Genomic DNA, 25591 nt, shown 5'->3' with positions numbered 1-25591 from the left:
AATTCAACACGCTTTGGAAAACTGCCTCCCTTGATAAAACCATGGGGTAAGATTTCTTTCTTTCCAAACAGTGTGTAAGTTACGCCGCGTTTTGTTTCGTTTACTTTAAAAAATTTAAGAGGTATCGGTGTTCCAGAACCAATGATATCTGTCTCAAGAAACCTTGCTGTTGCCTTTTCTTTAATATAAANAAAATTTAAGAGGTATCGGTGTTCCAGAACCAATGATATCTGTCTCAAGAAACCTTGCTGTTGCCTTTTCTTTAATATAAACACCTCTTCTTATACGCTTTATTTGGGCTGATGAGATGTCTGCAACTTGCTTTTCAGTAAAGCGTTCAACTTGTTTTGCTGTTGTCTTGACACCAACAAAAGGTTTAGCAGCATTTGCACGCTTGAGACGTGCGTAGACTTGATTAGAAACTTCAACAAATGGATTATTGGGTGTTGATGGTTCAAAGCGAACAGTGCTTTTATTGTCTCCAATAACACACATTGGCTTAGTGATGACAGCTTTCATCATTGCTCCTTTTGAGTCATAATTAATGACATCATTAGTCAAATATTAATTTTTGTTATTTGAAAAATTGATTAGCCAGAACTAGCAAGAAAACAGGGCTTTCTAGCCACGTTTCAAGATCACATTTTACTGAATTTTTAAGGGATATTTTTGAATTTTAGACGCAATTCAACTAGTGCCGTACTGTCATTCAATACTATTTTTTACACCATGTCAACAAAAAAATCTATATTTTTTATTTTAAAATAGAATATATAGATTTTTCTAAAACATTTTAGATTTTATAAATTATTGTGAAATTATTATAGGAGGGAAAGACAATGACAGGTCCAGAAATATTAGATGCCATGTATATAATATCAATGATAGTTATATCCCTCTTAACTATAGCGTTTTGTTTGCCTGCCGCCTTTTGATTTTCATTAATAGTTTTCGGATCATATGCAATTACACGCTTTTGCAAAAAAAATCGAGAGTGAGAAATTTTTCCAGATTGATGAGCTAAATATTAAGCTCGTGACGGGCTGCTGTTGCCAAAAAAGCAGATCTTGTTAAACCTCTCTCTTGTGCACAATTATCAATTGCACGTAAAAGCCCTCGTTCAATTGATATATTTGTGCGTACCACTTCTGCATCATTTTCAATAAAGGGGACTTGTATTAAAAAAGCTCCTTCTGACAAAGCTGTTTTGACAGATTCCCGTTGTATGACGTCTTCAAATTTTGAAGGAATAGGCACTCTATCTATATCTTCACAATAAAGTTGGAGTGCTTCTGTTGCATTTGCGATTAAATTTTCTTCCTCATCAGCAGCGGAAAAAAGTTCCTCAAAATCAGGAAACTGAACACCAAAAGCAGAGTCTTCATCTTTATGAACAAGAGCAAAAAATCTTTTCATTCTTCTTCTCCTTCTTTTAACCAGCCTGCTTGTTGTGCGATAGAACGTGCTGTACCAATCGGAAGATTTTTTTAGGATGTGGAACGATAACAACCTTATCATCTTTCTATACATATTTTTTAAATTTATGATGAGAACCTTTTACTTTGATAAGTTCAAAGCCATCACGCTTTAATTTTGCAATGATTTTTCGGCTATCTTGTTCCATTACCTAAACTCATAATATGTAAATATATACACATTTTAATGATTTTTCATCTGATGTCAATTCTTTTTTAACGGCTAAAATGCTTATGAAGCGCATTAAGAACAATACGCAAAGAACTAACAAGATGTGTTAGCGATTGATCTTCTATAACAAGATATTGTAATGCAGCATAAAGATTATACTGTCTATAGAGGTGTTGTGTTTCTTTGATAACCTCTTTCGTCTCTTCATAACAATGAGTTGCTCTTTCAATCCACCGTTTTTGTGCCTCCTCATTTGATGAAGGAGTAAAGTTATCATAAATTGCATTAGGCAATGCTTTTGCACATAGGTAATTGTTTTTCACTTCAAGATATTTTTGCGCATCATTATATTGGTCTTGATTGATTTCGCCTTGCAAATAAAGCCGCCCGATATAGGTACCGGAAAGCGGACTTTTAGCCTCTTCTATGGTCAAGCCAAAGCGTTTGGCACGCATTTCAATTGCCAATTTATCCCATGGGTTCATGCGGTGTTTTTGCTCGTGAGATGCGTCCGTTTGGTTCTCTCACACCCCCCTTAATCCGAGGACGACCGCGTTTTGCACGTTTTTTTCTTTTTGTCATATTTTTTTCAATCAGAATGGGACGCTATCGTTAAGAGCTGTTCTATAATCTTGAGCACCTGAAGCGATAGCATAATTTTGAGAAGTAATGGGTGAAGGGAATGCCGATTGCTCTTTTTTTGCATCAAGCAAATACAACTCGCCTTTGAATTGTGGTAAAATAATCTCTGTTGTGTAACGGTCATGCCCATTTTTATCTTGCCATTTGCGTGTCTGTAATTTGCCTTCTACGTAAACCTTTGAACCTTTGTTTAGATATTGAAGTGCAATTTTTGCTAAATGTGGATTAAAAATCATAACAGAATGCCATTCAGACTTCTCTACTTTTTGATGTGTATTTTTATCTGTATAGCTTTCAGAAGTTACCATACGAAAATTAACCACTTCTGCTCCAGAATTCATTGTTTTGCTTTCGGGATTAGCACCAAGGCGCCCGATTAAAGTCACTTTATTTAGCATATTTGTAGCCCCATTAGATTAGCAATTTATATATACAAAATCTTAGCATAATTTGCTTATTTTTTCAATTATTTCAAAAGTATATTATTGTTTTTAACATATAAAATTATGTTTACGGTGTATAAAATAAGGAGATCAAGGTATTTTATTTTGCAAGCAGCGTTTCTTTTCCGTTCTCACCATGAATTCCTTGAACACTGTTAGATCTTGTTGTGAAAGACACTTACAAACGTACTAATAATTTCACGGTTAAGTGGATCAGAAGAACTCATTATAAAATTCTTTCGGCAAATATCAGCCTCTTTTCTTAAAAGAGAAGCCATGTTTTGATCTAAAGCGTACAGCTTTATGATCTTTTCTTCCATTCCTACTGGAACAGCTGCAAAAAAACGAGAAGAAGATAGAGAATGGATAAGCAAGCAATATCGACAAAAGATCTTGCCAAATGGTCAGAAGAACATATTAAAATTTTGTTAGATAACAAAAGAGTAGAGGATTTAAGAACGCCACCTTCCATATATATAACTGGACCCCACTTGCCAACAAAAGGCAAGTGGACGCTTCTTTGTTTAAAGATAAAAAACAATGCACAAACTGTCATCCACGTTTTAAATATAAAGCTAAAAGATGGTTCTCGTTTTATTCTTGGATATGGCATCATATACAAACCTGAAACAAGATGGTGGCAAATGCAATCACCATATGTTAATCCTGATGCCAGTCCAACGTCACACAAATCACGCGGCCGCTGTGAGGAAGCAGAGAATTTTCGAACGGGACAAGAAATCGATGTTAATATTTCTATAGCTCCCTCAGAAGATAAGTACACAGGAATCCTTATTTTTGTAGCAGCGCGTGAAGAAGATATAAAAGCCCAAGTTACTTTAATCATTACTCATACATCCCCATTGAAACCAGAAACAACAATGACTGTAACTACACAAACCAACCTCATAGACTTTAAAAAATTGGATTAACTCAGATTCAGACACACACTGCATGCATCATCTATTAATTCAATTTCTTCTTTTCTTTTTTCGATGAGTTTATCCCTTAAGAAATCAAGCTTACTTTTGACTAAGGCTGTAAACAAGATCAGCTCATTTAAGCGATAAAAAGATGACAACTCTTGAGAAAAATAATTATCAAACCAAGTTGTAAAAGCTTGCGTAAACACAGATAAAAACCATTGATTAAAATCATCGTACGGAAATAACGGAAAATATTTTCTATCATCACGCGCAAAGATACTATGCAGCATATAGACAAGAAAACCTGTTGATGAGGGATCTATCCTTATTTCAAAACATGCATCTTCAGGCGAACGGAGACCATAATATATGGTTTCCTGTCCAATCTTATTAACAAGATCAATCAACTGGACTTTGCTTATAGTGATCTGTGGGACATCTATCATCTCTGATCTTTCTTCTTTAAGAGTGTGAAGGGTGCTGTTGATGTTCATTCTTTTCTTCATATTGAGATTGCAACATTTCATTTTGTTCACATGGCTTCATGCAAACAGTGGAACCCTTGACAAAAGAAGGAGTTGGAGGAGATTGTTCATTCCATAACGCTTCGAGAAGATATGCAACGGCTCCTCTTGAAGGAACACCATATTTTTCCCAACGCCATACTGTTGACTTGTTGACGCCTAACCGTGCTGCCATTTCTTTCAGAGTTAAATTCAGATTTTTACGTAACTGTTTTACTGCTATTTTTCCCATAAAAAATAATATGCATTATGAGCACTTAAAAGTCAAGTCGAAATGCATACCAATTATATGCAATATGAATATATTAAGGAGATAAAAATGCTTAGTAACACGATAGACCAATCTGCTAGATTAATAAAAGCGCGTTTAGCGCGTGGTTTTAGAAGTGCTAAAGAAGCAGCTAGATATTTTGGCTGGAACTACTCTAGCTATATACAGCATGAACAAGGATTAAGAGGAATATCACGGGCATCTGCGAAATATGCAAAAGCATTTAGAATTAGTGAAGGATGGTTATTAACTGGAGAGGGAGAAGGCCCCTCCTTTCCAATTCCTGCCACAAAACAAACTGTTGATGAGCAAATTATTAATCTACTGCAAAAAACAACTCAACCAGATAAAGAAACAATTCTTCACCTTTTAAATCGCCTGCATGCAGAAGAAAAAAAATAAAAGCTTTTTTCTTTCATTACTAAATATAGAAACCAGATGCATTATTTTGTTATCTAATTCTATATCACTTTTTATTGTTTTCATAACCATTCACCTTCCCCTTTCATGAGAATCGTCATTTAGAAAAAATCTTCTTACAAGATTTTTATACCGTTAAAAATAAAATACACATAACGCATATTTCTATTGTTGACAAGTATGCATTATACGTATTTATTTATTCCATAAACCACGCACAAACAATCGCCAAGAGGTGTTAGGGAGGAAAAATTATGGATAAGCCAATTCTTATAAATTCCAATGAAATTTTATTAGTTGCCTACGATAAAGATCAACACATTGCAGAGTCTGGACCACTTGATGCAATCCAAATCTTTCGCATCAATCCTTCTGAGAATAATTGTGAAGATATCTCTGAAGAAATTGCAGAAGCATATGTAAAAGAAAATATCGAACATCTCCATGAGGATAGTGAGGTTTATGACTTTGTACGCGAAAGTGATGTTTACCAAGAACTTTTAGACGAGATCGCAGACGAAAAATATAATGATGAGATTTACGGTACTTACGAACAACAACACCGTTTGCGTGTATGTGATGTGCTTTAAAATCTGAGGGCGCATTTAAAAGCGCCTCCTTTCATTCAACAATCCCACCAATATGAGGTCTGTAATGGAAAAGCTTCTTGCTACTCAATACAATATTATTCAGCATCAAAAGGTTCAAACTATTAGCGTTCGTGATTTATATACCTTTTTAGAGGTAAAAACCGAGTTTAGAAAGTGGATAACAAACTGTATTAAAGAACTTAGCTTTAGAGAAGATGTCGACTTTGTACTTTCTACTAAGAATTATCAAACTCCTCACGTGGAAATCCTTTTAAAGATTATGCTCTCACTTTAGACACAGCAAAACACATTGCCATTTGTGAACCTGGTCTCAAAGGTAAACAAGTGCGTGAATATTTTCTGAAATGCGAAAAAAAAGCAAATTCAAAAATCGATTATTCAAATCCTGAAACATTAGAAGATTTCTTAAGACATCTAAGACAGCAAATTAAGCACAATGACAATGTTGCCACAACGAACGGAGTGAAGCATGCATAATTTTATCACAACATCTGAAAGAAATTTTCAAAACACAACAGTTCAAACGATGTCTAGTCGTGAAATTGCAGAGTTATGCGGTAAGCAACATGCGCATATTATGCGTGATATTCGACAAATGTTAGGAGAATTATATCCTGAAGGGGGTCAATCCAAATTTGGATCCACCTATTTAGATAAACAGGGTAAGCCCCAAAACTGTTACAACCTTCCTAAACATGAATGCCTCATTTTAGTTTCTGGTTACAGCATGACATTACGTGCTAGGATTATAGACCGTTGGCAAGAATTGGAAAAGCAAGCAGTAATACCACAAATCGACTACTCAAGTCCTCAAGTTATGCTTGGTGTTTTAACGTATCTCAAAAATGAAAATGAACAAAAAGATAACATTATTGTAAATTTAAAACCAAAGGCAATGGCTCTTGAAAGCTTACAGCGTCATAATGGACTCTTTGGTCTTACAGAAGCCGCTAAAATACTCGAGATGCAACCAAAACAGTTCATTCTCTTCTTACAGAAAAAAGGTTGGGTTTACAGACGAGCAGTAGGTGGAAATTTGCTACCGTATCAAGACAAAATCCAAAAGAAACTTATGGATTGCCCAACCATTACACTTAAAACCGCAAATGGAATAGAAAAAGTCATTCCTTGCGCAAAAGTCACAGCAAAAGGAATTGGTGTGCTGTCTCAAGAGCTTAAAAGACAAAGCATGCATTAAGAGGAGGTTATTATGATAAAAAAGAAATACGAACTGACTGATGAAATCGATATAGTTTATAAGCGCCGATTTTTTAATTTTTTATTTGACAAAATACTATCAGTATGTCTATTGTCGAATCATGTGCCTAGAAAACACCTTAAAATACCAAGCGGATTGGTTGCCGAAATAATCAGTCTTCTGAACATTAAAGATTTTGACTCATTATATGCTGTAGCATATAACGGTCTTGTCGGGTGTAGTTACACTATACAATACCCTCACGGGAAAGGTGTGACGACGGACTTGGTACCGTGTTTTCTAGCACCCGGCACTCTTTTAGAGTGTCAATAGAAAACCTCTATTACCAAGGAGTTCACAGTGAACACACTTATAGAAATTAAAGAAAGCACTGCTAATAGTGCTACCACTCAGACTATGTCGAGTCGTGAAATTGCAGAATTGTGCAGTAAAAGACATGACCATGTGATGCGCGATATCAAGAAAATGCTTGAAGAACTTAACGCCCCCAAATTTGGGGTGGTTGATTTTAGTGGTTATTACCTTGATAGCAAAGGTGAAAGCCGCCCTTGTTATAACCTCCTTAAACGCGAATGTCTAATTCTTGTTTCTGGTTACAGCACTGCCTTACGAGCAAAAAGATCATGTTATTTCAGAATTAGCACCCAAAGCAAAGGCTTTGGATGGTTTAAAACGCTCTGATGGTTTGTTTGGTCTTATTGAAGCAGCAAAGATGTTAGAGGTACGACCAAAAGATTAAACAGATTACTTGCGTAAACATGACTGGGTATATCGACGTGCTCCAAGGGCGCCGCTGTTACCTTATCAGGATAAGATCAAGAAAGGATTCATGGATTGTCACGCTATTACCATTCAAAGACCGGATGGTACAGAAAAGGTGCTGCCTTCAACGAAAATCACATCCAGAGGATTGGCTTGTTTGAGAGAATAAATCTTTGGGGGTGTGCAATAAATCCCAGTATCGACTTTTTATGTGATTTGTGGATAGCGTTGTCTCAGTTTGTCAATTGTGAATACGTAGATGACAAAGACTGTAGTGCCTTGGTTGACATCATGAGCGTAGTAGAAAAAGCTTTGATTTTAAAACTTCAAGATGAAATTCCAAATATTACAAAGATTCTAGCAGTTTTAACGGATTTTGGAGATTCAGAGCTGCCCCATAGAATGGATTCTTTGTTGCGAGCTTATGATCCGAGTTTGCAGAAGTCTGTCACGAAAGCGGCTTAGTTTTAAACAATTGATTTCATCTCCTCGTCCTATAAGACGAGGAGGGGATTAATTAACATAAAAAAGAGAAAGGTAATGAGATGATATTTGATGATGGAGATAGATATGTAACGACACGTGAGTGTGCACAGCTTTTTAGTGTATCCACAACAACGATTCGCAATTGGGTGCTTCAGGGTTTGTTTCCGGAGCCATATAAGCTAGGGAGAGCAGTGAGATGGAGAAAAAAAGAGATCTTAGACTTCACTCCAAAGAAAAATAAGGAGCAAATAAGAACAAATTAGGTAAAATTATATAAACTGTAGAAGGTGGTCTAAAAGGTGGTCTGAAAATAGCTATTTAAAGAAAAAATCTATATATTTCAATATGTTAAAAACAAAAAGTGGTGCCCAGACGCGGATTCGAACCACGGACACGCGGATTTTCAGTCCGCTGCTCTACCAACTGAGCTATCTGGGCATGCTTCATAAAAAACATAAAGCGTTTGCGGTTATAACATTAAAATTTTCTCTGTCCAGTCATCAAAAGAAAAATAATTGATTTTTTAATAAGTTTATCTCCCTATTCTAGAGCGTTATCAATGAATCTTTATCATAAAATAAATTTGATAGGTATATTGGACACTTTAGTGTATTGTTATTAGAATGCTGTCTTATCGTGGTGGTGATACGAAAAAAAATTAAAAGAATCAATCGAGAAGCATGATTAAGAAAGATTTTTTTATAAAGTTTCCGTGAATTTTAAGCATACGAAATAATAGACAACATTTTTGACTTTTTCTAAAAAGATTGTTGATTAGTCTTTATAATAATTTGTTTTTCTTTATAAAGAAAAAAACATCTAAAAGGGGAGAAATAATGATAATGTTACAAAAACCAAGTAGTCGTCCCAATAATACTAATTTTTCTTCAGGCCCTTGTAGTAAACGGCCTGGTTGGACTCTTGATGTTCTTAAAAATGCAGTAGTTGGGCGTTCACATAGATCTAGAGAAGCAGAATTAAAACTTGCTGAAGTTGTTAATTTAACCCGTGAGATTCTTGAGGTTCCTTCTGATCATCGTATAGGAATTATGCCCGGTTCAGATACCGGTGCTGTTGAGGCTGCTCTATGGTCTCTATTAGGTGAGCGTGGCATTGATATGGCGGCGTGGGAAAGTTTTGGATTTGGGTGGAATAAAGATGTTGTCGAGCAATTAAAGCTTTCTGATGTGCGTCGTTTTGAAGCTCCTTATGGTGAAATACCAGATTTAACACAACTTGACTTTGATCGGGATGTTGTTTTTACATGGAATGGGACAACTTCTGGTGTGCGTATTCCTAATGCGGATTTCATTCCGCATAAACGGGCTGGATTGACCATTTGTGATGCAACATCGGCAGCTTTTGCGCAATATCTTGATTTTTCAAAATTAGATGTTGTTACTTTTTCATGGCAGAAAGTTTTGGGAGGTGAGGCTGCACATGGTATGGTGATTTTAAGTCCTCGTGCTGTTGAGAGGCTTGAGAATCATGTTCCAGCTTGGCCTATGCCTCAACTTTTCTATATGACAAAAAATGGAAAATTGAACGAAGATATTTTTAAAGGAAAGATAATCAATACACCTTCTATGCTTTGTGTTGAGGATTTTCTTGATGGGTTGAAGTGGGCAAAGTCTCTAGGAGGTGCAGCGGCATTAAGAGCACGGGTTGAGAAAAACTTTTCTGTACTTGATGCTTTTGTTCGCAAAACGCCATGGTTAGAATATTTGGCAAAAGATCCTGAAGTGCGTTCTAACACCGCTATTTGTTTAGATATTGTGGATCCAGTGATTACTGCTTTGGATACGGAAAAGCGAGTATCTTTTATAAAAGCGGTTGTGAAACGTCTTGATGAGGAAGGGGTTGCTTATGATATCGGTTCGTATCGCGATGCTCCTCCTGGGCTTAGAATTTGGGCGGGTATAACAATTGAGGCTTCCGATCTTGAAATTTTGACACAATGGCTTGAGTGGGCGTTCCAAGTTGAAAAAGCACAGCTTTAAATAATTACTGGTGATTTTCACAACGTATTTTTAAACAAAAAAGGATACGAAAGATTATGATGATCTTTCGTATTCTTGTATCAGACAGACAGCATCTAAATATTACGTGAATTGTAAAAGATTAAGAGAGAGAATGAATGCTCTGTCAGGTGTTGGATACGCACAAATTAAAATCTCTATTTTTTTTACTTTGTTGTAGCAAAAATAACAGATTTAAAATATTTTGGTATTTGCTTATCTTTATTATCATAAATTTGAAAATTTAATCACTTGAAGATTGAGAAAAATCTGAAATGAGGAGTCGCACTTGCTCTAAGGTTTCGTTATAAAGAAGTGTTTGTTTTTGAATGCTGGTTTTTTTAACCAAACACGACGGAGAAAGTTATGGCCAATGTAGTTGTTGTCGGTACACAATGGGGTGATGAAGGCAAAGGTAAAATTGTAGATTGGTTATCTGAGCGAGCAGATATCGTGGTGAGGTATCAGGGGGGGCATAATGCTGGCCACACATTGGTTGTTGATGGAGTCAGTTATAAATTATCACTTTTACCGTCTGGTTTAGTGCGTGGCAAGTTATCAATTATAGGCAATGGTGTTGTTGTTGACCCTCATCATTTTGTTGCAGAAGTAAAAAAACTATGTGATCAGGGTGTAAAAATCACACCAGAAATTTTGCGTATTGCTGAAAATGCTCCTTTGATTCTTTCTTTGCATCGTGATCTTGATGCAATTCGAGAAAGCGGTTTATCTGGTTTAAAAATTGGTACAACAAAGCGTGGTATTGGACCGGCTTATGAAGATAAGGTGGGACGTCGTGCTATCCGAGTGATGGATTTAGCAGAAAAAGATACACTTATGGCTAAGATTGAGCGGCTTTTGAGGCATCATAATGCTTTGCGTCGTGGGATGGGTGTTGCAGAGATTGATTCTCGAGCACTTTATGATGAATTGATGCAAGTTGCGGATAAAATTTTGCCCTTTATGGATTGTACGTGGCGTCTTTTAGATGAAGGTTATCGAGGAGGGAAACACATTCTTTTTGAAGGTGCGCAAGGTGCTTTATTAGATAATGATTTTGGAACTTATCCTTATGTAACGTCATCTAATACAGTTGCTGGGCAAGCATGTACAGGTTCGGGGATGGGACCTGATGCAATTCATTATGTTTTGGGTATTGCAAAAGCTTATACTACACGCGTTGGAGAAGGGCCGTTCCCGACAGAGCAGATAAATGATATTGGTGAATTTCTGGGAGTGCGTGGACATGAATTTGGTGTTGTAACGGGTCGAAAGCGTCGATGTGGTTGGTTTGATGCTGTCTTAGTACGTCAGATGGTAACAATTTGCGGTGTTCAAGGTATAGCATTGACAAAACTTGATGTTTTAGATGGTTTGGATGAAATAAAAATTTGTATTGGTTATGAGCTTGATGGTAAAAGAATTGATTATTTACCTTCTTCCATGGGAGCTCAGGATCGGGTGAAGCCTGTTTATGCAACATTAGAAGGTTGGAAGGAAGAAACAGCACATGCATTGAGGTGGGAAGATTTACCAGTGCAGGCTATTAAATATATACGCTATATTGAAGAACTGATTAATACAAAAGTGGCTTTATTATCCACAAGTCCAGAGCGTGAAGATACTATTCTTATTACGGATCCCTTTGTTAATTGATTATTATTTTTAGATTTCTATATATGTTCTCTGTGCGTTTTTGTCTCTTTTTACAAAAAAAGTTTTTAAGAGCACGTAAGAGAAAGGTGCAAAATAGCATTGTTTATTTTTCATATTCATTTTACATTGTTGCGATAGTTGTACCAATATTAAATGGCAATCAATTTAGAAGGCTAAAATAAAGTTTTTTGGCTTTACTATTGATTTTTTCTCAGTTTAAGAGAGATTATAGAGGAAATGGTAGATTTCGTTGGAATCTTAAAAAAGACAATTAATGCACAAAATAATATTACACCACAAGTGCGTAAGCGGATTTATAGGCGTGCTACCGAAACACTAGAACATCAATTTTTAACAGCAAAAATACCACAAGCAATAGCGGATGAACAGAGAAAGATTCTTCAAAGTTCTATTGCAACTGTTGAAGGAGAATATTTAGCAGTTGAAAAGAAGCGGCTTTCTTCAGTTATTGGGTGGAATCCCACAAATATAAATGAAGATAAGAAATATACAAAAAAAACTATATTACCAAAGAATAATGAATTTTCAGAGGTAAATATAAAAAGAAAACAGGATTTTGTTACGCGTTCAAAGGATAACAAGGTATTTGATGAGCTTTGTGTATCAGATATACCAGATGCAGAGCCTGTTAATATGGAGGCTGATGTGCCTTCTCAGCATGTTAATAGCAGTGTGTTAAAGATTTCTCCTTCGCAGGAAGATAATCCGCATATTGTTTCGCACATTTTTTCTCAGGCTTTACGTCGTGCTAATAAATCGTTAGTGCAAAGGCGTATTGTAATAAGTGCTGTTTCTGTTGTTAGTTTTGTTGTTTTAATTGTTGGTATTTTTTTTGTTGGTGAGCGTGTATTTGTATCAAATGATCATCAGTTTTTAGAAGAAAATCTTCAAGCTTCTCACAGAGTACCAAAGGCATTTCCAATTAAGAGAAAGTTAACACAACGCTTATTAGAGGATGGAAGTGAAATTGATGTTGGTTTAAAACAAGCGATAGATTCTTCGGATGAAGAAGTACTCTCAACAGTTGTTGATAGCAATTTGCAATCGCTTGAAAAATCAGGTGAAGCTGTTTTCTATCAAGCACGTACAAATTATGATGCAGAAAAGATAGCAACGGGAAGTGCTCGCTGGACGCTTATAAAAGAATCTCAAGTGAAGGGGGCTCCAGAAGAAACAACTATACAAGGTGATATAACAATTCCTGATGAAGGGGTATCATTACGGTTAATTTTACGTCGTAATACCGATCAGTCATTTCCTGCTGCATATATTATGGACCTTGTTTTTATTCTTTCTGATAAATTTTCAGGTAAAGCTATAAGCAATGTTCAAGCATTAACCTTTAAAGCAAGTGAACAATCCATTGGACAGGCTTTAACAAGAACCATTGCTGCAAAGATTAACGATGACTTTTTTCTTGTCGCATTGAGTGGTAATCATCCATTTCTTGATCGAAATTTACAATTGATGCGAGAATTAGATTGGATGCGTTTGGTGTTAACGGATAAAAACGGGCGTATAAGTGAATTAACCTTTGCAAAAGGACCAACAGGTAAGTCTATTTTTAATGAAGTTATTGGACAATGGCTTGCACAACAAGATAAGTTAACAGTTCTTGGTCAAAAAAATAAAACATAGATGCAAAAAAATAAACGGCTGTGAAGAATTTTCTACGACCGTCTTTATCAATTATATACCAAATATATTCAATAAAGCTTTACATATCAATAACTTAAAGAATTCGATAGGCTAATTTACAAGTATAAAGCCAAGGCATGCTTTTTTTCATTTTCACATTTAAAGAATGTGCAAACCATTGGCTTTATACTTAACTCTAGGTTTTATACTTGACTTTGAGATAAAGTAGAATCTTTGATAGAGTTTTGCACTTTTTCAAATGCACGCATTTCAATTTGTCTTACTCGTTCTCGACTAATATTAAATTCACCAGAGAGTTCTTCTAGGGTTAGTGGTACATCGTTTAAACGACGCGCTTTAAATATACGCTTTTCGCGTTCATTGAGATTGTCCATGGCATTTATGAGCATGGAACGGCGATTTTCTAATTCACTTTTTTCAATTAAAATTTGTTCTTGATCGTTAGATTCATCCACCAACCAATCTTGCAACTCACTGTTTTCCCCTTCTTTTGTTCGAATTGGTGCGTTGAGTGAAGTATCACCACCAAGCCTACGATTCATTGATACAACTTCATCTTCTGTGACATTCAACTGGATTGCAATTTTTTTCACTTGTTCTGCATTGAGATCGCCACTATCAAGTGCTTGAAGTTTACTTTTTAACTTACGAAGGTTGAAAAACAAACGCTTTTGATTAGCTGTTGTCCCCATTTTCACCAAACTCCAAGAGCGCAATACATATTCTTGGATTGATGCTTTAATCCACCATATTGCATAGGTTGCAAGACGAAAACCCCGCTCTGGTTCGAAACGTTTAACAGCTTGCATGAGTCCAACATTGCCTTCTGAAATGACTTCCCCAATGGGAAGTCCGTAGCCCCGATATCCCATCGCGATTTTAGCTACGAGACGCAAATGGCTGGTTACTAGCCTATGCGCAGCCTTTAGATCATTATGCTCACGGTAACGCTGAGCTAACATATACTCTTCTTTTGGCTCAAGCATTGGAAAACGACGCACTTCTTCCAAGTAACGGTTTAAACCACCATCACCTGTCATTACTGATAATAAATTCATATGGGCCATATAGCACCCTCCTTTTGTTTGAATTCCCTGATAAGGCAAATTCTATGTTTTAGATAGCTAACTATCCTCATAATCTCACTCTAGCATATTTTTCAATTTTGTTCAAAAAAAGATATTTTATTGTGAAATCTTGAGAAGGGGAAAAGTTTCAATTCACTTTTTTAAAAAGTTTAATAAGTTTAGCCATATCTTGAGGCAGTGGTGCGGAAAACGACATAACTTTACCGGTAGAAGGATGTTCAAAAGTAAGACTTGCAGCATGGAGTGCATGTCGGTTGAATTGATCGATTGCATTTCTAATAGTGGGGTTGAATGTGTTTGATTTTGTTTTAAAAGCGTTTCCATAAACTGTATCGCCTATGAGTGGATGCCCAATATGAGTCATATGAACACGGATTTGATGGGTGCGTCCAGTTTCCAAGCGACATTCCAGAAGGCTAGCAAAAGATGTTGAGTCTGCATGAGAGCCATATTTTTCAAGCAGAGAAACATGTGTAACAGCATGACGAGCATAAGGGTTTTGGTTATGGATGACAGCTTGCTTTGTCCGGTTATGGGGCGAACGGCCAAGTGATGCATCAATTGTCAAGACATTGCGCTGAGGTGTTCCCCAAATCAAGGCATGGTAGCGTCGATCTAATGCGCAGGTACGTCCATGATCAGAAAATTGAGCACTGAGACTTTTATGAGCTAGATCATTTTTTGCAACAACCATAACACCGCTTGTATTTTTATCAAGACGATGGACAATGCCAGGGCGTTTAACACCACCTATACCAGATAAACTATTCCCACAGTGGTAAATAAGGGCATTAACCAATGTACCGGTCCAATTGCCATTCCCAGGATGAACAACAAGACCAGCTGGTTTGTTAATAACAATGACATGATCATCTTCAAAAAGAATGTCCAATGCAATGGCTTCAGCGCTAGGTTCTGCATCACGAAGGTCAGGCATTTCCAATTCAATTATTTGGTTAGGTTTTAATTTTGTTTTTGGTTCCTTTATGAATTGACCATCAATTTTAAGACAGCCTTCACGGATGAGGGTTTGCAAACGCGAACGCGAGAGCACATCATGATATTGTTTTGCGAGCCACTGATCAAGACGTTGCCCAAGAGCACCTTCATCCGTTATTTTCTGTATTACCATACGATTCCTATTAAGTTTTTAATAAGATTTTACCAGTACGAAATTGCTTTACTATCGAGAAATTCTTTAATTCCCCAATGTCCTCCTTCACGAGCGCGCCCAGAAAATTTTACACCTCCAAAGTAGCTTCCACTGGGTAATCCATGTCCATTAACTTCTACCATACCAGAGCGTACTTGTGCCGCAATACGACGACATTTGTTGCGATCTTGCGATTGAATATAGTTTGTAAGACCATACTCAGTCTCATTCGCTAAAGCGACGGCTTCTTCTTCTGTACTAAAAGAAAGAATCGAGAGAACTGGACCAAAGATTTCTTCTTTAAAAATACGCATATGAGGTTTTACATCAGCAAAGACTGTTGGACGGACATAATAACCGCGTTCCATTCCTTTTGGTAAACCAGTCCCGCCTGCAACAAGAGTTGCACCTTCATCAATTCCCGATTGGATAAGATCCTGAATTTTATCATATTGTTTTTTTGAAACGACAGGTCCAATATGATTTCCTTCTTGGCAGTTTGGTCCTACTTTTGTTGTTTCTGCAATATCTTTGGCTATTTTTATGGCTTTGTCATAGATGCTCTGTTCCACAAGCATACGAGTCGGTGCATTACAACTTTGTCCACTATTATAAAAGCAATGTCGTGCACCACGTTGAATAGCATCTGAGTCGGCATCAGCAAAGATAATATTCGCTCCTTTTCCACCAAGTTCCAGACAGACTCTTTTTAAAGTAGCGCTGGCATTTTTAGAAATATCTTTTCCTGCTCTAGTTGAACCAGTAAAGCTGATCATTTCTAAATCTGGATGTGCAGAGAGGTAAGAGCCGACAGTCGCACCATCACCATTGATTAAATTAAAAACACCGGCTGGAAGTGCGGCTTCATCTAAAAATTCAGCAAAAAGCATAGCAGAAAGAGGCGCAATTTCAGAGGGCTTTAACACCATGGTACAGCCAGCCAAGAGAGCAGGAATAACTTTAAGAGTTACTTGATTCATGGGCCAATTCCATGGCGTAATTAATCCTACGACGCCGATAGGATCGTAGTGAAGGATTGCTTGCTCATTTCCCTTTATTAAAGTTTCTTGGAACGAAAACTCTTTATAAGCTTCGATAAAATTGCGAATATGGGAACTTCCGGTTGCAGTTTGCGCATTAAGCGCCATATCAATCGGTGCTCCCATTTCCATTGAAATGGTTTTTGCCATGTCTTTGGAACGTTTTTCGTAGATCTCTAGAATTTTTTCAACAAATCCAAGACGCTCATTTGGTGACGTTGTTTTCCATTTTTGAAACGCTTCTTTAGCCGCATTAATTGCTTTATCGGCATCTTTTGTACTTCCAAGGCTAATGACAGCACAAGCCTCCTCTGTTGATGGATTAATGACGTCAAAATCGTGAGGAATGCTTGGCTCATCCCATAGACCATTGATATAAAATTTCCGTTTATTAAACATAATTCACTCCCTTTTTTCTATTTGTATTTATGTAATTATGATTGTCTTAGTCTAAGCCTTTTTAAACGAGGATAACAAGGGTAATCTTATAAAAACGCGAGAAATTAGATTATATCGTGATAATTGAGCATGGAGAATTCAATAGAGCAATGCTCATTGTATTATTGAGACTAGTTTCTCTTATGAAAAGGGAGAGAAAGAGAGGTATAGACAATTTTCTTGAATCTTTTTTATCATGAAGTTTTCTTCAAAACAAATGAAATACGAGCTCTATGACACCATAAACTGAGCAATTTATATCGTAAATATGCAAAAGGCAGATTATGAATATGCATTATGGCATTATTTTTTTCATTAAAAAGTAACCATCAGCAAAAGGTTATTAACCTTCGTATGATAGTTTCTACGAATTCTTTTTGAAAAGGTTATTTTTCTCATTGCTATAAATTTGTTGGGTGCCATGCATAATTCGAAAACAAAATCTATTTCTACGTCTTCTTTTTCTGATGATAGTACGGAAGGTGCATCAAGAGAAGATTTATCTGTTAAGATTACTGAGATATTTCCTTATCCGGAAGTGTGGAAAAAGGCATTTGCCCTCGGAAAAAACGTCCGTTTCACGAGAACCCCAGAAGTTGAGATTTTGCGTCGTCGTATAGAAACAGATCCAGTTTTTGCAAAACAGTTTAAAATTTTTACGAAGCAAGATCAAAAAAAAATTACAGATACAGATATTGTACGTTGTAACAAGAAAACAACCAATATTCTTTCGACAAAAAAAGTCATTAATCCTCAATCAATAGAGAATAAAACATCAGTTTGTCATTCAACGGTTCTGAAGCAGTTGTCACGACAAGCTATTCATATGCCGTCAGCAAATATTCCACTTGAGGAGGATGAACAAGAACGTAAATTACAAGTGGAAAATGTGCTACAAAAAATAAAACCTGCTTTGCATCTTTCCGATGATGCATTTTTTGAGTGTGAATCTTTGATATTTGAACATGTGGAGACTCAAACTTCAAAAGAGGATGGAATATCAATTGATACGACAAATGAAATTACACCGGATATTCCCACAGCCTTTGATGAGTCAATAACGGCTCTTTACCGTGTTCTTGAATACCGCTTTCCACAACTCTATGATTCAATTACATCAGAATCTCCAGCGGAAAGGATGCGAGGCGTTGAGAAAATTTCTGATTTAATGCATACAAATAATGATACTACTAAAGAGAGTCATTCTAAGCTTTCTGTTGAAGATTCTGCTCATACGTTAAGTAATACAGGGGCGTTAAGCGATGCAGGAGCGAGTATAGAGACTGAAAATAGCAATAATACTGTCGCCAATAATACTGTTGATTGTATAAACAAAGCCGTCACAAAGAATTCAAAAGATTTTTCTGTGATGCAAGCAAACAGTAAAACTAAAACATTGCAATCTACTCGTAGGCCATTAGGTAATTATGATTCTGCTTTTATGCAAAATATTCAATCTATTGACTGTGATGTTTATGAATTTCCTCCGATCAACTTATTACAGGAACCTGTTTTTCATGAAGGTACGATGATTCCTCAAGAAACATTAGAACGTGGTGCTGGACTTTTGGAAAGTGTTTTGGAAGATTTTGGCATTAAGGGTGAAGTTATCCATGTTCATCCAGGGCCAGTGGTAACAATGTATGAATTTGAACCCGCCGCGGGCGTAAAGTCATCGCGCGTTATTAATCTTTCTGATGATATTGCGCGTTCTATGTCTGCTATTTCTACACGCGTTGCTGTAATTCCTGGACGTAATGTTATCGGGATTGAGTTACCCAATGCGGTTCGTGAAACCGTTTATTTACGCGAATTAATCCAAACACGTTCTTTTCGTGAAAGTGAATTTAAACTTGCTCTTGCTTTGGGGAAGGGGATTAATGGTGAACCGGTCATTGCAGAATTAGCAAAAATGCCTCATTTATTGGTTGCAGGAACAACAGGATCAGGCAAGTCTGTTGCAATTAATACAATGATTTTGTCGATTCTTTATCGTATGACACCAAAGCAGTGTCGTTTGATCATGGTTGATCCTAAAATGTTAGAGCTTTCTGTTTATGATGGCATTCCACATCTTTTAACACCCGTTGTCACAGATCCCAAAAAAGCAGTAACAGCTTTAAAATGGGCGGTTCGTGAAATGGAAGAGCGTTATCGCAAAATGGCTAAGTTGGGTGTGCGTAATATTGATGGTTTTAATGCACGCGTTGCACTTGCAGCTCAAAAAGGCGAAACGATCATGTGTACTGTTCAGTCGGGTTTTGATAAGGAAACAGGGGAAATGCTTTATCATGAAGAAGCCATGGATCTCACGCAGCTTCCTTATATTGTTGTGATTGTTGATGAGATGGCTGATCTTATGATGGTGGCAGGGAAAGAGATAGAGAATGCCATTCAGCGTTTAGCGCAAATGGCGCGTGCGGCAGGTATTCATCTTATTATGGCAACGCAACGTCCTTCTGTTGATGTTATCACCGGTACAATTAAAGCAAACTTTCCTACCCGCATTTCTTTTCAAGTAACGTCAAAAATTGATAGTCGTACGATCTTGGGTGAACAAGGTGCTGAAACGCTTTTAGGTCAGGGGGATATGCTTCATATGGCTGGTGGTGGACGCATTGTGCGCGTTCATGGACCTTTTGTCTCAGATGAAGAAGTTGAATCCATCGTTGCACATCTTAAAATGCAAGGAAAACCTGATTATTTGGCAACGGTAACGGATAATGAAGACGATAACAAAGAGGATACTTCTGCTGATTCAGCGGCTGAAATTTCTGAGGAAGAAAATTTTGATGAAGAGGGTGAGGAACTTTATAACCAAGCTGTAAAAATTGTTATGCGTGATAAAAAATGTTCAACATCTTATATTCAGCGCCGACTTTCAATCGGCTATAATAAAGCAGCTTCTCTCGTCGAGCGGATGGAAGAAAAAGGCATTGTTGGAGCCGCTAATCATGTTGGAAAACGTGAAATTTTACTCAATGAAGGAAAATAAACAAACGCATTTAAAAATATGCAATTTTTTAAATATCTGACAGTTATTATTTAAATGTGCTTGTTTTATTTTTTTATATAATATTAAAAATTTAAATGGAGAGTAATAAAGCAAAAGCGATCTTTTGTATTAAGACTTCTGATGAGGTAAACAAGCTGATATCAAAGGAGATTATGAGATATTTTAACATTTCTAAATGATCTGGAATATAAAGAAATTAAACAAATCTTTATATGAAGAAAGATAATTTGTGTTCTCTTTTTTACAGAGAAAATTTTTAATAAAATAGTGCGGTGGTATATTTTTTCTTTTGTAGCGATTCTAATGAAAGAAAGATCTTTGTATGAATGCCTTCAAATGCCAAGAACTATTGGTAACATTAGGGGCTGAAATTAGTATAATGATGGTGCTAACCAGCTCTTTTATAAGTATAAAAATGGTAATGCACAATGCCTTGATATCCTCTATAGGGACTTTTACATTACACCATTTACAGATGACGTCGTAAAATAAGCTTGGGGATCTTGGGAGATATCTTTTCAAAAAAGGCGCATGAATGTGTAAAATAAGTGTATTCTTTTTGAGTACTATTTATGCGAGGGAGATGTTACCATTATTGTAACAAGATTTATTACATAATGGGTGAATAAGCAACAAGAGCTGGAAGCTTCTTTTTATTCTTGTTTTGTTGATGAAACAGTCAAAATTTTGCTACAGACAATTTATATGAGATATCAAGTTATTTTAACCAGAACAGATAATTGTAAACAAATTAGCATTATTCATTTGAGAGTAAATCCAACACTTTTTAGTTTTAGTTATGCCATTAAAAGCAGATGAGTTAAAGTTAAATACAAATGAATTAAAATCGCAGCAAGAAGCTTTTCGTTTTACACCAGAGCTTTTGCCACGGCCTTTTACGTGGGAAATCGATCACAATGGTTTGTTTTGTGAAGTCTCAAAAGAGCTAGCTGAAGTTGTTGGCCCTCTCTCTTCCTCTATTTTAGGGTGTAGTTTTCATGAACTTGCTCATCAATTTAATGATGATCGATATCTGGTTCTCAGTCGTTTTATTGAAACGGCTATGCCTTGGAGTAAAGAGATTGTTCAATGGCCTGTTGATGGTTGCTTACAATGGCTTGATGTTGAATTGTCGGCTTTGCCAATTTTTGATGTTACAAAGCAGCTTAAAGGGTTTCGTGGCTTTGGTGTTTTAAAAATACAAAAAAAAGTCCAAGAAAAAAGAAATGAAAAGCTAGCAACAGAAATACCATGTCTTACGGAGATAGAACGCTCAGCTTTTCATGAAATTGCAGAGCAATTGCGTGATGAATTGAATTCATCGGTAAAAGAAGAAAATTTAGTTGAAGAAACAGCTATTCAGTTACCATATGCACAAACATTGCCGGTAAATGCTATAGAACAAGCTCTCGTAAAAGAGCCCGCTGCAGTTTTATCATTGTTGGATACAGCAACAGATGGTGTTTTATGGTTGGATGAAGAAGGCTTTATTCAATCAGCGAGTAGGGCAGCCTTAGCATTAATGGGTTATGAAATAAATGAACTGCGAGGACAGCCACTCTCTTCATTATTTACTTTTCAAAGCCGACTTTTGGTTGAAAAATATTTTAAATCAATCCGCATGGAGGGAAAAAATCAGGTTTTAAATCGCAGAGAAACAGCTGATTTAATGACGAAAAATCATAAAAATATAACCGTTTTGATAACGATTGTATTTTTGGCAAAGCAAGGAAATTATGCTGTTATGTTGCGTGATAGGACACAAACAGTTCCATCAGGAGAAAAAAAAGCAGAAGAGGATAAAATCGTTGGAGTTGTTCATGAAATACGAACACCTTTGAATGCTCTTATTGGTTTTGCAGAAATTATGAGAGAAGGCCGTTTTGGTTCGATAGAAAATGAGCGCTATCATGGATATTTACGCGATATTATTTCCTCTGGAAAACATATATTATTGCTGATTAATCAATTACTAGAGTGCTCGAAGATAAATTATTCTGGTTCCGATAACCAGATTGATTCTTCCCTTATTTCTGAAACATTTGATGTGATATCTTGTTTACGTGCGACGATAGCTTTTCTTGAGACACAAGCCAATCAGAACGGCATTATCATGCGTATTGTTGCTCCACCTCATGTTCCATTTATTCCTGTATCACAACAAGTGTTTCGCCAGATTATATGGAATCTTCTTTCCAATGCTATTCGTTTTACACCTTTGGGTGGACAGATTATTGTTCACGTTTCTTATAGAAAAGAACGTGTAAAAATTTCAGTGAGTGATAATGGTATAGGGATGAACGAAGAAGAGATTATACAGGCACTGCAACCTTATGGTCAAGTAGAGCGCAAGGATGGCCGATCTGGTGATAGCGCTTTTATGGGAACAGGTTTAGGGCTCCCAATGTGTAAAGCAATGGTGGAAGAAAGAGGGGGACAATTTTTACTGTTCTCCAAACCCAATTACGGAACAACTGTGGAAATGTTTTTTCCTCGTGTTCCATGATGTAAATCTTGCATAAAATTATTTTTTCTTAGCCAAAAGATCTCTAATTTCTGTTAACAGTTGTTCTTCTGAAGACGTTTTTTGGGGGCTTTCTTCTTCTTTTCTACGGATTTTGTTCATAGCTTTAACGAATAAAAAAAGCACCCAAGCAATAATGAGAAAATTGATAAGTAAAGTAATAAAGTGTCCATAGCTAATGGTTGCTCCAGTTGCTTTGGCGGCACTCAATGTTGCTTGTTTTTCGCCAGCAAGTTGAATAAACATATTAGAAAAATCAATTCCACCTGTAATCAATCCAATGATTGGCATAAAAATATCATTGACAATTGAGTTGACCAAGCTACCAAAAGCACCCCCTATAATCACACCGATAGCAAGATCAATCATATTACCTTTTAGGGCAAATTCTTTGAATTCTTTAAGCATTGCATTTTCCCCTTTATGTAAGTGATATACGGTAATTTACTTACCGCTTTTGATGAAAAAGGAAAGGGCAGATTTTGTTTTTATGATTATATTACAATATTAATATTATTTTCAAAGACTTTATAAGGTTTAATAAAGAGCTTTAGGGTTCTATTTGGATTTTAGGGCTCTATTTGAATTTACATAGAACCTTTCCTAGAAAAAAGCTTTTTTAATAAAAACTATATCTGCTTTTTCAACAGAAAGTAGAAAACTGTAGCTTAATTTATATAATTGCCTCAAGATTTTTATGTTAACATTAAAAAGAGAGATTTTTACACAATACCACAGTAAAACTTATAATTTAATTCCTCTTAATTTAGTAAGCGATAATAGAAATTAGGAGGGCATTATGGCTTATCTAAAAGCTATTTGTACTGGGTTGCATGAGCTAAAATGGAGATAATTCCGATGGAAGAAACACATTTCATCTGCTGGAAGATTGTATCAGTTTATAAATAGCAGAGCTCTAGGGTTTGCAAGATCATTTTGGTTTGGAAGTCGTTGGTATGATAGGTGTGAGTTCAACAATCAACTGTCATTACTTAAAATATATGTTAGACAGAGCACTTAATAGATGCAAAATTGTATTTAACGCATCAGAAATGGCAAAGGAAACAACACAGATTCTTCAAAATTCTATCAATAGAGTACAAATTGATTGAACATTCTGTTGCTAATAAATGGTGCAACAATAGTATGAATTTAGATGTTTTTATGAACCATGTATCCTATAAATACTAGGAAAAAAATAGCTTTATAGAACAAGCTTTGTTTCTGTTGAAAACAATATTACACAGAGGAACTTTGGGAATAGAGGGCATTTGCATGCATATTTAAGAGAATTATGAGCTTGCCTGCATAAGATGCCACAAAACCATGACTATGGTAAAGAGCCATTGATGTTTCAATTCATGCTGCATTTTATAAGATTAGGATTCATATTTTAATCTTTAAAAAATGTCGAAAAAGAGAAACATTTTTAAAGAATAAAAAGTTCTTTACACAGTATATATCAATATAAACATGTATGGCTATTATATGATGATTTTTCTTCTAGAAGGGGAATATTATTTGGATAATATGCTTTCTTTGATTGGAAATCTTTTGTGTTAAAAGATATAGGTGAGGTGCGATGGATCATTTTTATGTTGTGGAGAAGGATTAATGAGTTTTTTTCGTTGTATTGGCCGTTCTGCCTTATTTATGTTGGATCCAGAGCAAGCACACGGTTTAGCGATTCTCGGGCTGAAAAGTGGATTAAATGGTTGTCAAAAGGTTATCGACAAACGTTTGTGTGTAACTGTTGCTGGTCTTGAGTTTGAAAATTTTATTGGTCTTGCAGCGGGGTTTGATAAAAATGCAGAGGTTGTAGATGGTATTTTTCGTTTAGGATTTGGTTTTACTGAAATTGGGACAGTGACACCAAAGCCTCAGATTGGAAATCCTAAACCACGGCTTTTCCGTTTAAAAGAAGATGAAGCGATTATTAATAGAATGGGCTTTAATAATGACGGACATCAAGTTGTTTACAATAGATTGCGTGCGTGTAAAAAAACTGGTGTTATAGGAGTCAACATTGGAGCCAATAAGGATACGGTCGATAAGATTGATGATTATACTGTTGGTATTGTTCATTTTTATGATGTTGCTGATTATTTTACGGTTAATATTTCTTCTCCTAATACACCAGGTTTACGTGATTTACAGGCCCGTGACAGTTTGCATCTTTTGTTGAGTGCAGTTTCGAAAGCGCGAAATGAGCAAGAGAACAAGCATGGATTCTCCATTCCTATTTTTTTAAAAATTGCTCCCGATTTATCAGAGAAAGAATTAGATGATGTTGCTGAAGAAATAAAACTTTCTGATTTTAATGGACTGATTGTTTCTAACACAACTCTTTCACGCCAGGGGCTTAGCAATAGTCACTTCAGTAATGAACAGGGTGGGCTTTCTGGACGTCCACTTTTTGAGCGTTCTACTATTGTGCTTGCAAAAATGCGTAAAAAATTAGGGAAGGAGATTGCAATTATTGGTGTTGGCGGTGTAAAGGACGCACAAACCGCTTTGGAAAAAGTAAAAGCTGGTGCAGATTTAATTCAATTATATAGTGGGATGGTTTATGAAGGTCCAGATCTTGTCATAACTATTCTGCAAGAGATTTTGCAGATGATGCAACAAGATGGAGTTGATAACATAAAAAGCTATCGTGATCATAGTCTTGAACATTGGGCAAAATTTCCTTTGTAAAAAAACGCTTTTTTCTTCACAAAAAATTGCGAGATTTTTTTTAAGGGGCTTGCAAACTTTGTTGATTTTCCTTATGTCACATAAGCGTAAGAATAAATGTTTACGAAATCGTGAACATTTATGATACATTTTCTTTTTATGCGGTTGTAGCTCAGTTGGTTAGAGCGCTGGTTTGTGGCACCAGAGGTCGTAGGTTCAAATCCCACCAACCGTACCAAGAGAGACGTCATTTCTGCACTAATCGGTGGATTTTGTGCTACTGGTCTCGCGCATATAGGAGCCTGCAAATATGCTGCCATGCGACTTTCTAGTGTCCTCCATGAGATTGAA

General features: G+C 36.2%; 24 protein-coding genes, 2 tRNA genes and 2 pseudogenes. 16 read left to right on the top strand and 12 right to left on the bottom strand.

The features are described from left to right. Positions 1-180 precede the first annotated feature (180 nt). The 5 genes and pseudogenes from ACFILN_RS07835 to ssb all read right to left on the bottom strand — a co-directional run bounded on the left by ACFILN_RS07835 (position 181) and on the right by ssb (position 2687). The gene (locus tag ACFILN_RS07835) at positions 181-519 is read right to left on the bottom strand and encodes a hypothetical protein (RefSeq protein ID WP_375671233.1); all 339 of its coding nucleotides are present in this window, start codon (positions 517-519) and stop codon (positions 181-183) included. Positions 520-1020: 501 nt separating this feature from the next. Further along, on the bottom strand, positions 1021-1416 hold the full coding sequence (locus tag ACFILN_RS07830) for a type II toxin-antitoxin system HicB family antitoxin (protein ID WP_273790990.1): 396 nt from the start codon (positions 1414-1416) through the stop codon (positions 1021-1023). Next, positions 1413-1624, bottom strand: a pseudogene (locus ACFILN_RS07825) (type II toxin-antitoxin system HicA family toxin). The gene ACFILN_RS07830 and the pseudogene ACFILN_RS07825 overlap by 4 nt, the downstream one beginning before the upstream one ends. Before the next feature lie 67 nt (positions 1625-1691). Further along, positions 1692-2132, bottom strand: coding sequence for a hypothetical protein (locus ACFILN_RS07820; RefSeq protein ID WP_375671231.1), 441 nt, complete (start codon positions 2130-2132; stop codon positions 1692-1694). A 108-nt stretch (positions 2133-2240) separates the two neighbouring features. Next, positions 2241-2687 carry a single-stranded DNA-binding protein gene (gene ssb / locus ACFILN_RS07815; RefSeq protein ID WP_375661050.1) on the bottom strand — a complete coding sequence of 149 codons (447 nt, stop codon included), beginning with the start codon at positions 2685-2687 and terminating at the stop codon, positions 2241-2243. A gap of 407 nt (positions 2688-3094) precedes the next feature. Between ssb and ACFILN_RS07810 the strand changes: the two genes are divergently transcribed. After that, entirely contained in the window at positions 3095-3664 is a 570-nt protein-coding gene (locus ACFILN_RS07810; RefSeq protein WP_375661049.1) for a hypothetical protein, read from the top strand. On the opposite strand, the gene ACFILN_RS07805 is transcribed toward ACFILN_RS07810, so the two are convergent. Next, positions 3661-4152, bottom strand: coding sequence for a hypothetical protein (locus ACFILN_RS07805; RefSeq protein WP_375665183.1), 492 nt, complete (start codon positions 4150-4152; stop codon positions 3661-3663). The two genes, ACFILN_RS07810 and ACFILN_RS07805, sit on opposite strands and share 4 nt — an antisense overlap. Continuing rightward, the gene (locus ACFILN_RS07800) at positions 4121-4414 is read right to left on the bottom strand and encodes a helix-turn-helix domain-containing protein (protein WP_375657577.1); all 294 of its coding nucleotides are present in this window, start codon (positions 4412-4414) and stop codon (positions 4121-4123) included. The genes ACFILN_RS07805 and ACFILN_RS07800 overlap by 32 nt, the downstream gene beginning before the upstream one ends. 87 nt (positions 4415-4501) lie before the next feature. Between ACFILN_RS07800 and ACFILN_RS07795 the strand changes: the two genes are divergently transcribed. The 8 genes and pseudogenes from ACFILN_RS07795 to ACFILN_RS07765 all read left to right on the top strand — a co-directional run bounded on the left by ACFILN_RS07795 (position 4502) and on the right by ACFILN_RS07765 (position 8214). After that, positions 4502-4855, top strand: coding sequence for a helix-turn-helix domain-containing protein (locus ACFILN_RS07795; protein WP_004859838.1), 354 nt, complete (start codon positions 4502-4504; stop codon positions 4853-4855). Between the two features lie 272 nt (positions 4856-5127). Beyond that, positions 5128-5463, top strand: coding sequence for a hypothetical protein (locus ACFILN_RS07790; protein WP_375671229.1), 336 nt, complete (start codon positions 5128-5130; stop codon positions 5461-5463). 64 nt (positions 5464-5527) lie between these two features. Next, the gene (locus ACFILN_RS07785) at positions 5528-5758 is read left to right on the top strand and encodes an antA/AntB antirepressor family protein (protein ID WP_375671227.1); all 231 of its coding nucleotides are present in this window, start codon (positions 5528-5530) and stop codon (positions 5756-5758) included. 195 nt (positions 5759-5953) lie between these two features. Continuing rightward, positions 5954-6682, top strand: coding sequence for a Rha family transcriptional regulator (locus tag ACFILN_RS07780; RefSeq protein WP_375671225.1), 729 nt, complete (start codon positions 5954-5956; stop codon positions 6680-6682). Between the two features lie 417 nt (positions 6683-7099). Then, positions 7100-7384 (top strand): Rha family transcriptional regulator, encoded by a 285-nt coding sequence (locus ACFILN_RS09705; RefSeq protein WP_404977345.1) that lies wholly within the window; start codon positions 7100-7102, stop codon positions 7382-7384. Next, a pseudogene (locus ACFILN_RS09700) lies at positions 7314-7634 on the top strand (phage antirepressor KilAC domain-containing protein); the annotation flags it as partial. The gene ACFILN_RS09705 and the pseudogene ACFILN_RS09700, both read left to right, overlap by 71 nt. 17 nt (positions 7635-7651) lie before the next feature. Beyond that, positions 7652-7930, top strand: a complete 279-nt coding sequence (locus tag ACFILN_RS07770) for a hypothetical protein (RefSeq protein ID WP_375657627.1) — start codon at positions 7652-7654, stop codon at positions 7928-7930. A gap of 80 nt (positions 7931-8010) precedes the next feature. Next, the gene (locus ACFILN_RS07765) at positions 8011-8214 is read left to right on the top strand and encodes an AlpA family transcriptional regulator (RefSeq protein WP_273790351.1); all 204 of its coding nucleotides are present in this window, start codon (positions 8011-8013) and stop codon (positions 8212-8214) included. Between the two features lie 99 nt (positions 8215-8313). On the opposite strand, the gene ACFILN_RS07760 is transcribed toward ACFILN_RS07765, so the two are convergent. Further along, positions 8314-8389, bottom strand: a tRNA-Phe gene (locus ACFILN_RS07760). Between the two features lie 398 nt (positions 8390-8787). Here ACFILN_RS07760 and ACFILN_RS07755 point away from each other — a divergent pair. The 3 genes from ACFILN_RS07755 (at position 8788) to ACFILN_RS07745 (ending at position 13284) form a co-directional block, all read left to right on the top strand. Continuing rightward, positions 8788-9951, top strand: coding sequence for a phosphoserine transaminase (locus tag ACFILN_RS07755; RefSeq protein WP_273790352.1), 1164 nt, complete (start codon positions 8788-8790; stop codon positions 9949-9951). 384 nt (positions 9952-10335) lie between these two features. After that, complete coding sequence (locus ACFILN_RS07750) at positions 10336-11625, top strand: adenylosuccinate synthase (RefSeq protein ID WP_273790353.1); 1290 nt, start codon at positions 10336-10338, stop codon at positions 11623-11625. A 237-nt stretch (positions 11626-11862) separates the two neighbouring features. Then, complete coding sequence (locus ACFILN_RS07745) at positions 11863-13284, top strand: hypothetical protein (RefSeq protein ID WP_375671223.1); 1422 nt, start codon at positions 11863-11865, stop codon at positions 13282-13284. A gap of 203 nt (positions 13285-13487) precedes the next feature. Here the strand turns inward: ACFILN_RS07745 and rpoH are convergent, their stop codons facing one another. The 3 genes from rpoH to ACFILN_RS07730 all read right to left on the bottom strand — a co-directional run bounded on the left by rpoH (position 13488) and on the right by ACFILN_RS07730 (position 16985). Then, complete coding sequence (rpoH, locus tag ACFILN_RS07740) at positions 13488-14372, bottom strand: RNA polymerase sigma factor RpoH (RefSeq protein ID WP_273790355.1); 885 nt, start codon at positions 14370-14372, stop codon at positions 13488-13490. Positions 14373-14520: 148 nt separating this feature from the next. Beyond that, a complete protein-coding gene (locus ACFILN_RS07735) occupies positions 14521-15525 on the bottom strand; it encodes an RluA family pseudouridine synthase (RefSeq protein ID WP_375671221.1) in 1005 nt (334 codons plus the stop codon). Positions 15526-15554: 29 nt separating this feature from the next. Next, positions 15555-16985 carry an aldehyde dehydrogenase family protein gene (locus ACFILN_RS07730; RefSeq protein WP_273790357.1) on the bottom strand — a complete coding sequence of 477 codons (1431 nt, stop codon included), beginning with the start codon at positions 16983-16985 and terminating at the stop codon, positions 15555-15557. Between the two features lie 460 nt (positions 16986-17445). Here ACFILN_RS07730 and ACFILN_RS07725 point away from each other — a divergent pair, with 460 nt between their 5' ends. Together ACFILN_RS07725 and ACFILN_RS07720 are read left to right on the top strand one after the other, a co-directional pair. Continuing rightward, positions 17446-20019 (top strand): DNA translocase FtsK, encoded by a 2574-nt coding sequence (locus ACFILN_RS07725; protein WP_375671219.1) that lies wholly within the window; start codon positions 17446-17448, stop codon positions 20017-20019. Positions 20020-20839: 820 nt separating this feature from the next. Next, complete coding sequence (locus ACFILN_RS07720; RefSeq protein ID WP_375660724.1) at positions 20840-22546, top strand: ATP-binding protein; 1707 nt, start codon at positions 20840-20842, stop codon at positions 22544-22546. An 18-nt stretch (positions 22547-22564) separates the two neighbouring features. Here the strand turns inward: ACFILN_RS07720 and mscL are convergent, their stop codons facing one another. Next, positions 22565-22972 carry a large conductance mechanosensitive channel protein MscL gene (gene mscL / locus ACFILN_RS07715; protein ID WP_273790360.1) on the bottom strand — a complete coding sequence of 136 codons (408 nt, stop codon included), beginning with the start codon at positions 22970-22972 and terminating at the stop codon, positions 22565-22567. 1206 nt (positions 22973-24178) lie between these two features. On the opposite strand from mscL, the gene ACFILN_RS07710 reads away from it, so the two are divergent. Together ACFILN_RS07710 and ACFILN_RS07705 are read left to right on the top strand one after the other, a co-directional pair. Beyond that, positions 24179-25261 (top strand): quinone-dependent dihydroorotate dehydrogenase, encoded by a 1083-nt coding sequence (locus ACFILN_RS07710; RefSeq protein WP_375630988.1) that lies wholly within the window; start codon positions 24179-24181, stop codon positions 25259-25261. Between the two features lie 140 nt (positions 25262-25401). After that, positions 25402-25478 (top strand) — tRNA-His (locus ACFILN_RS07705). The last annotated feature ends 113 nt before the right edge of the window (positions 25479-25591 follow it).

The organism is Bartonella sp. CL434QHHD (genome assembly GCF_042195145.1).
Taxonomy (GTDB): Bacteria; Pseudomonadota; Alphaproteobacteria; order Rhizobiales; family Rhizobiaceae; genus Bartonella.
This window is presented reverse-complemented; position numbering and strand designations above follow the sequence as displayed.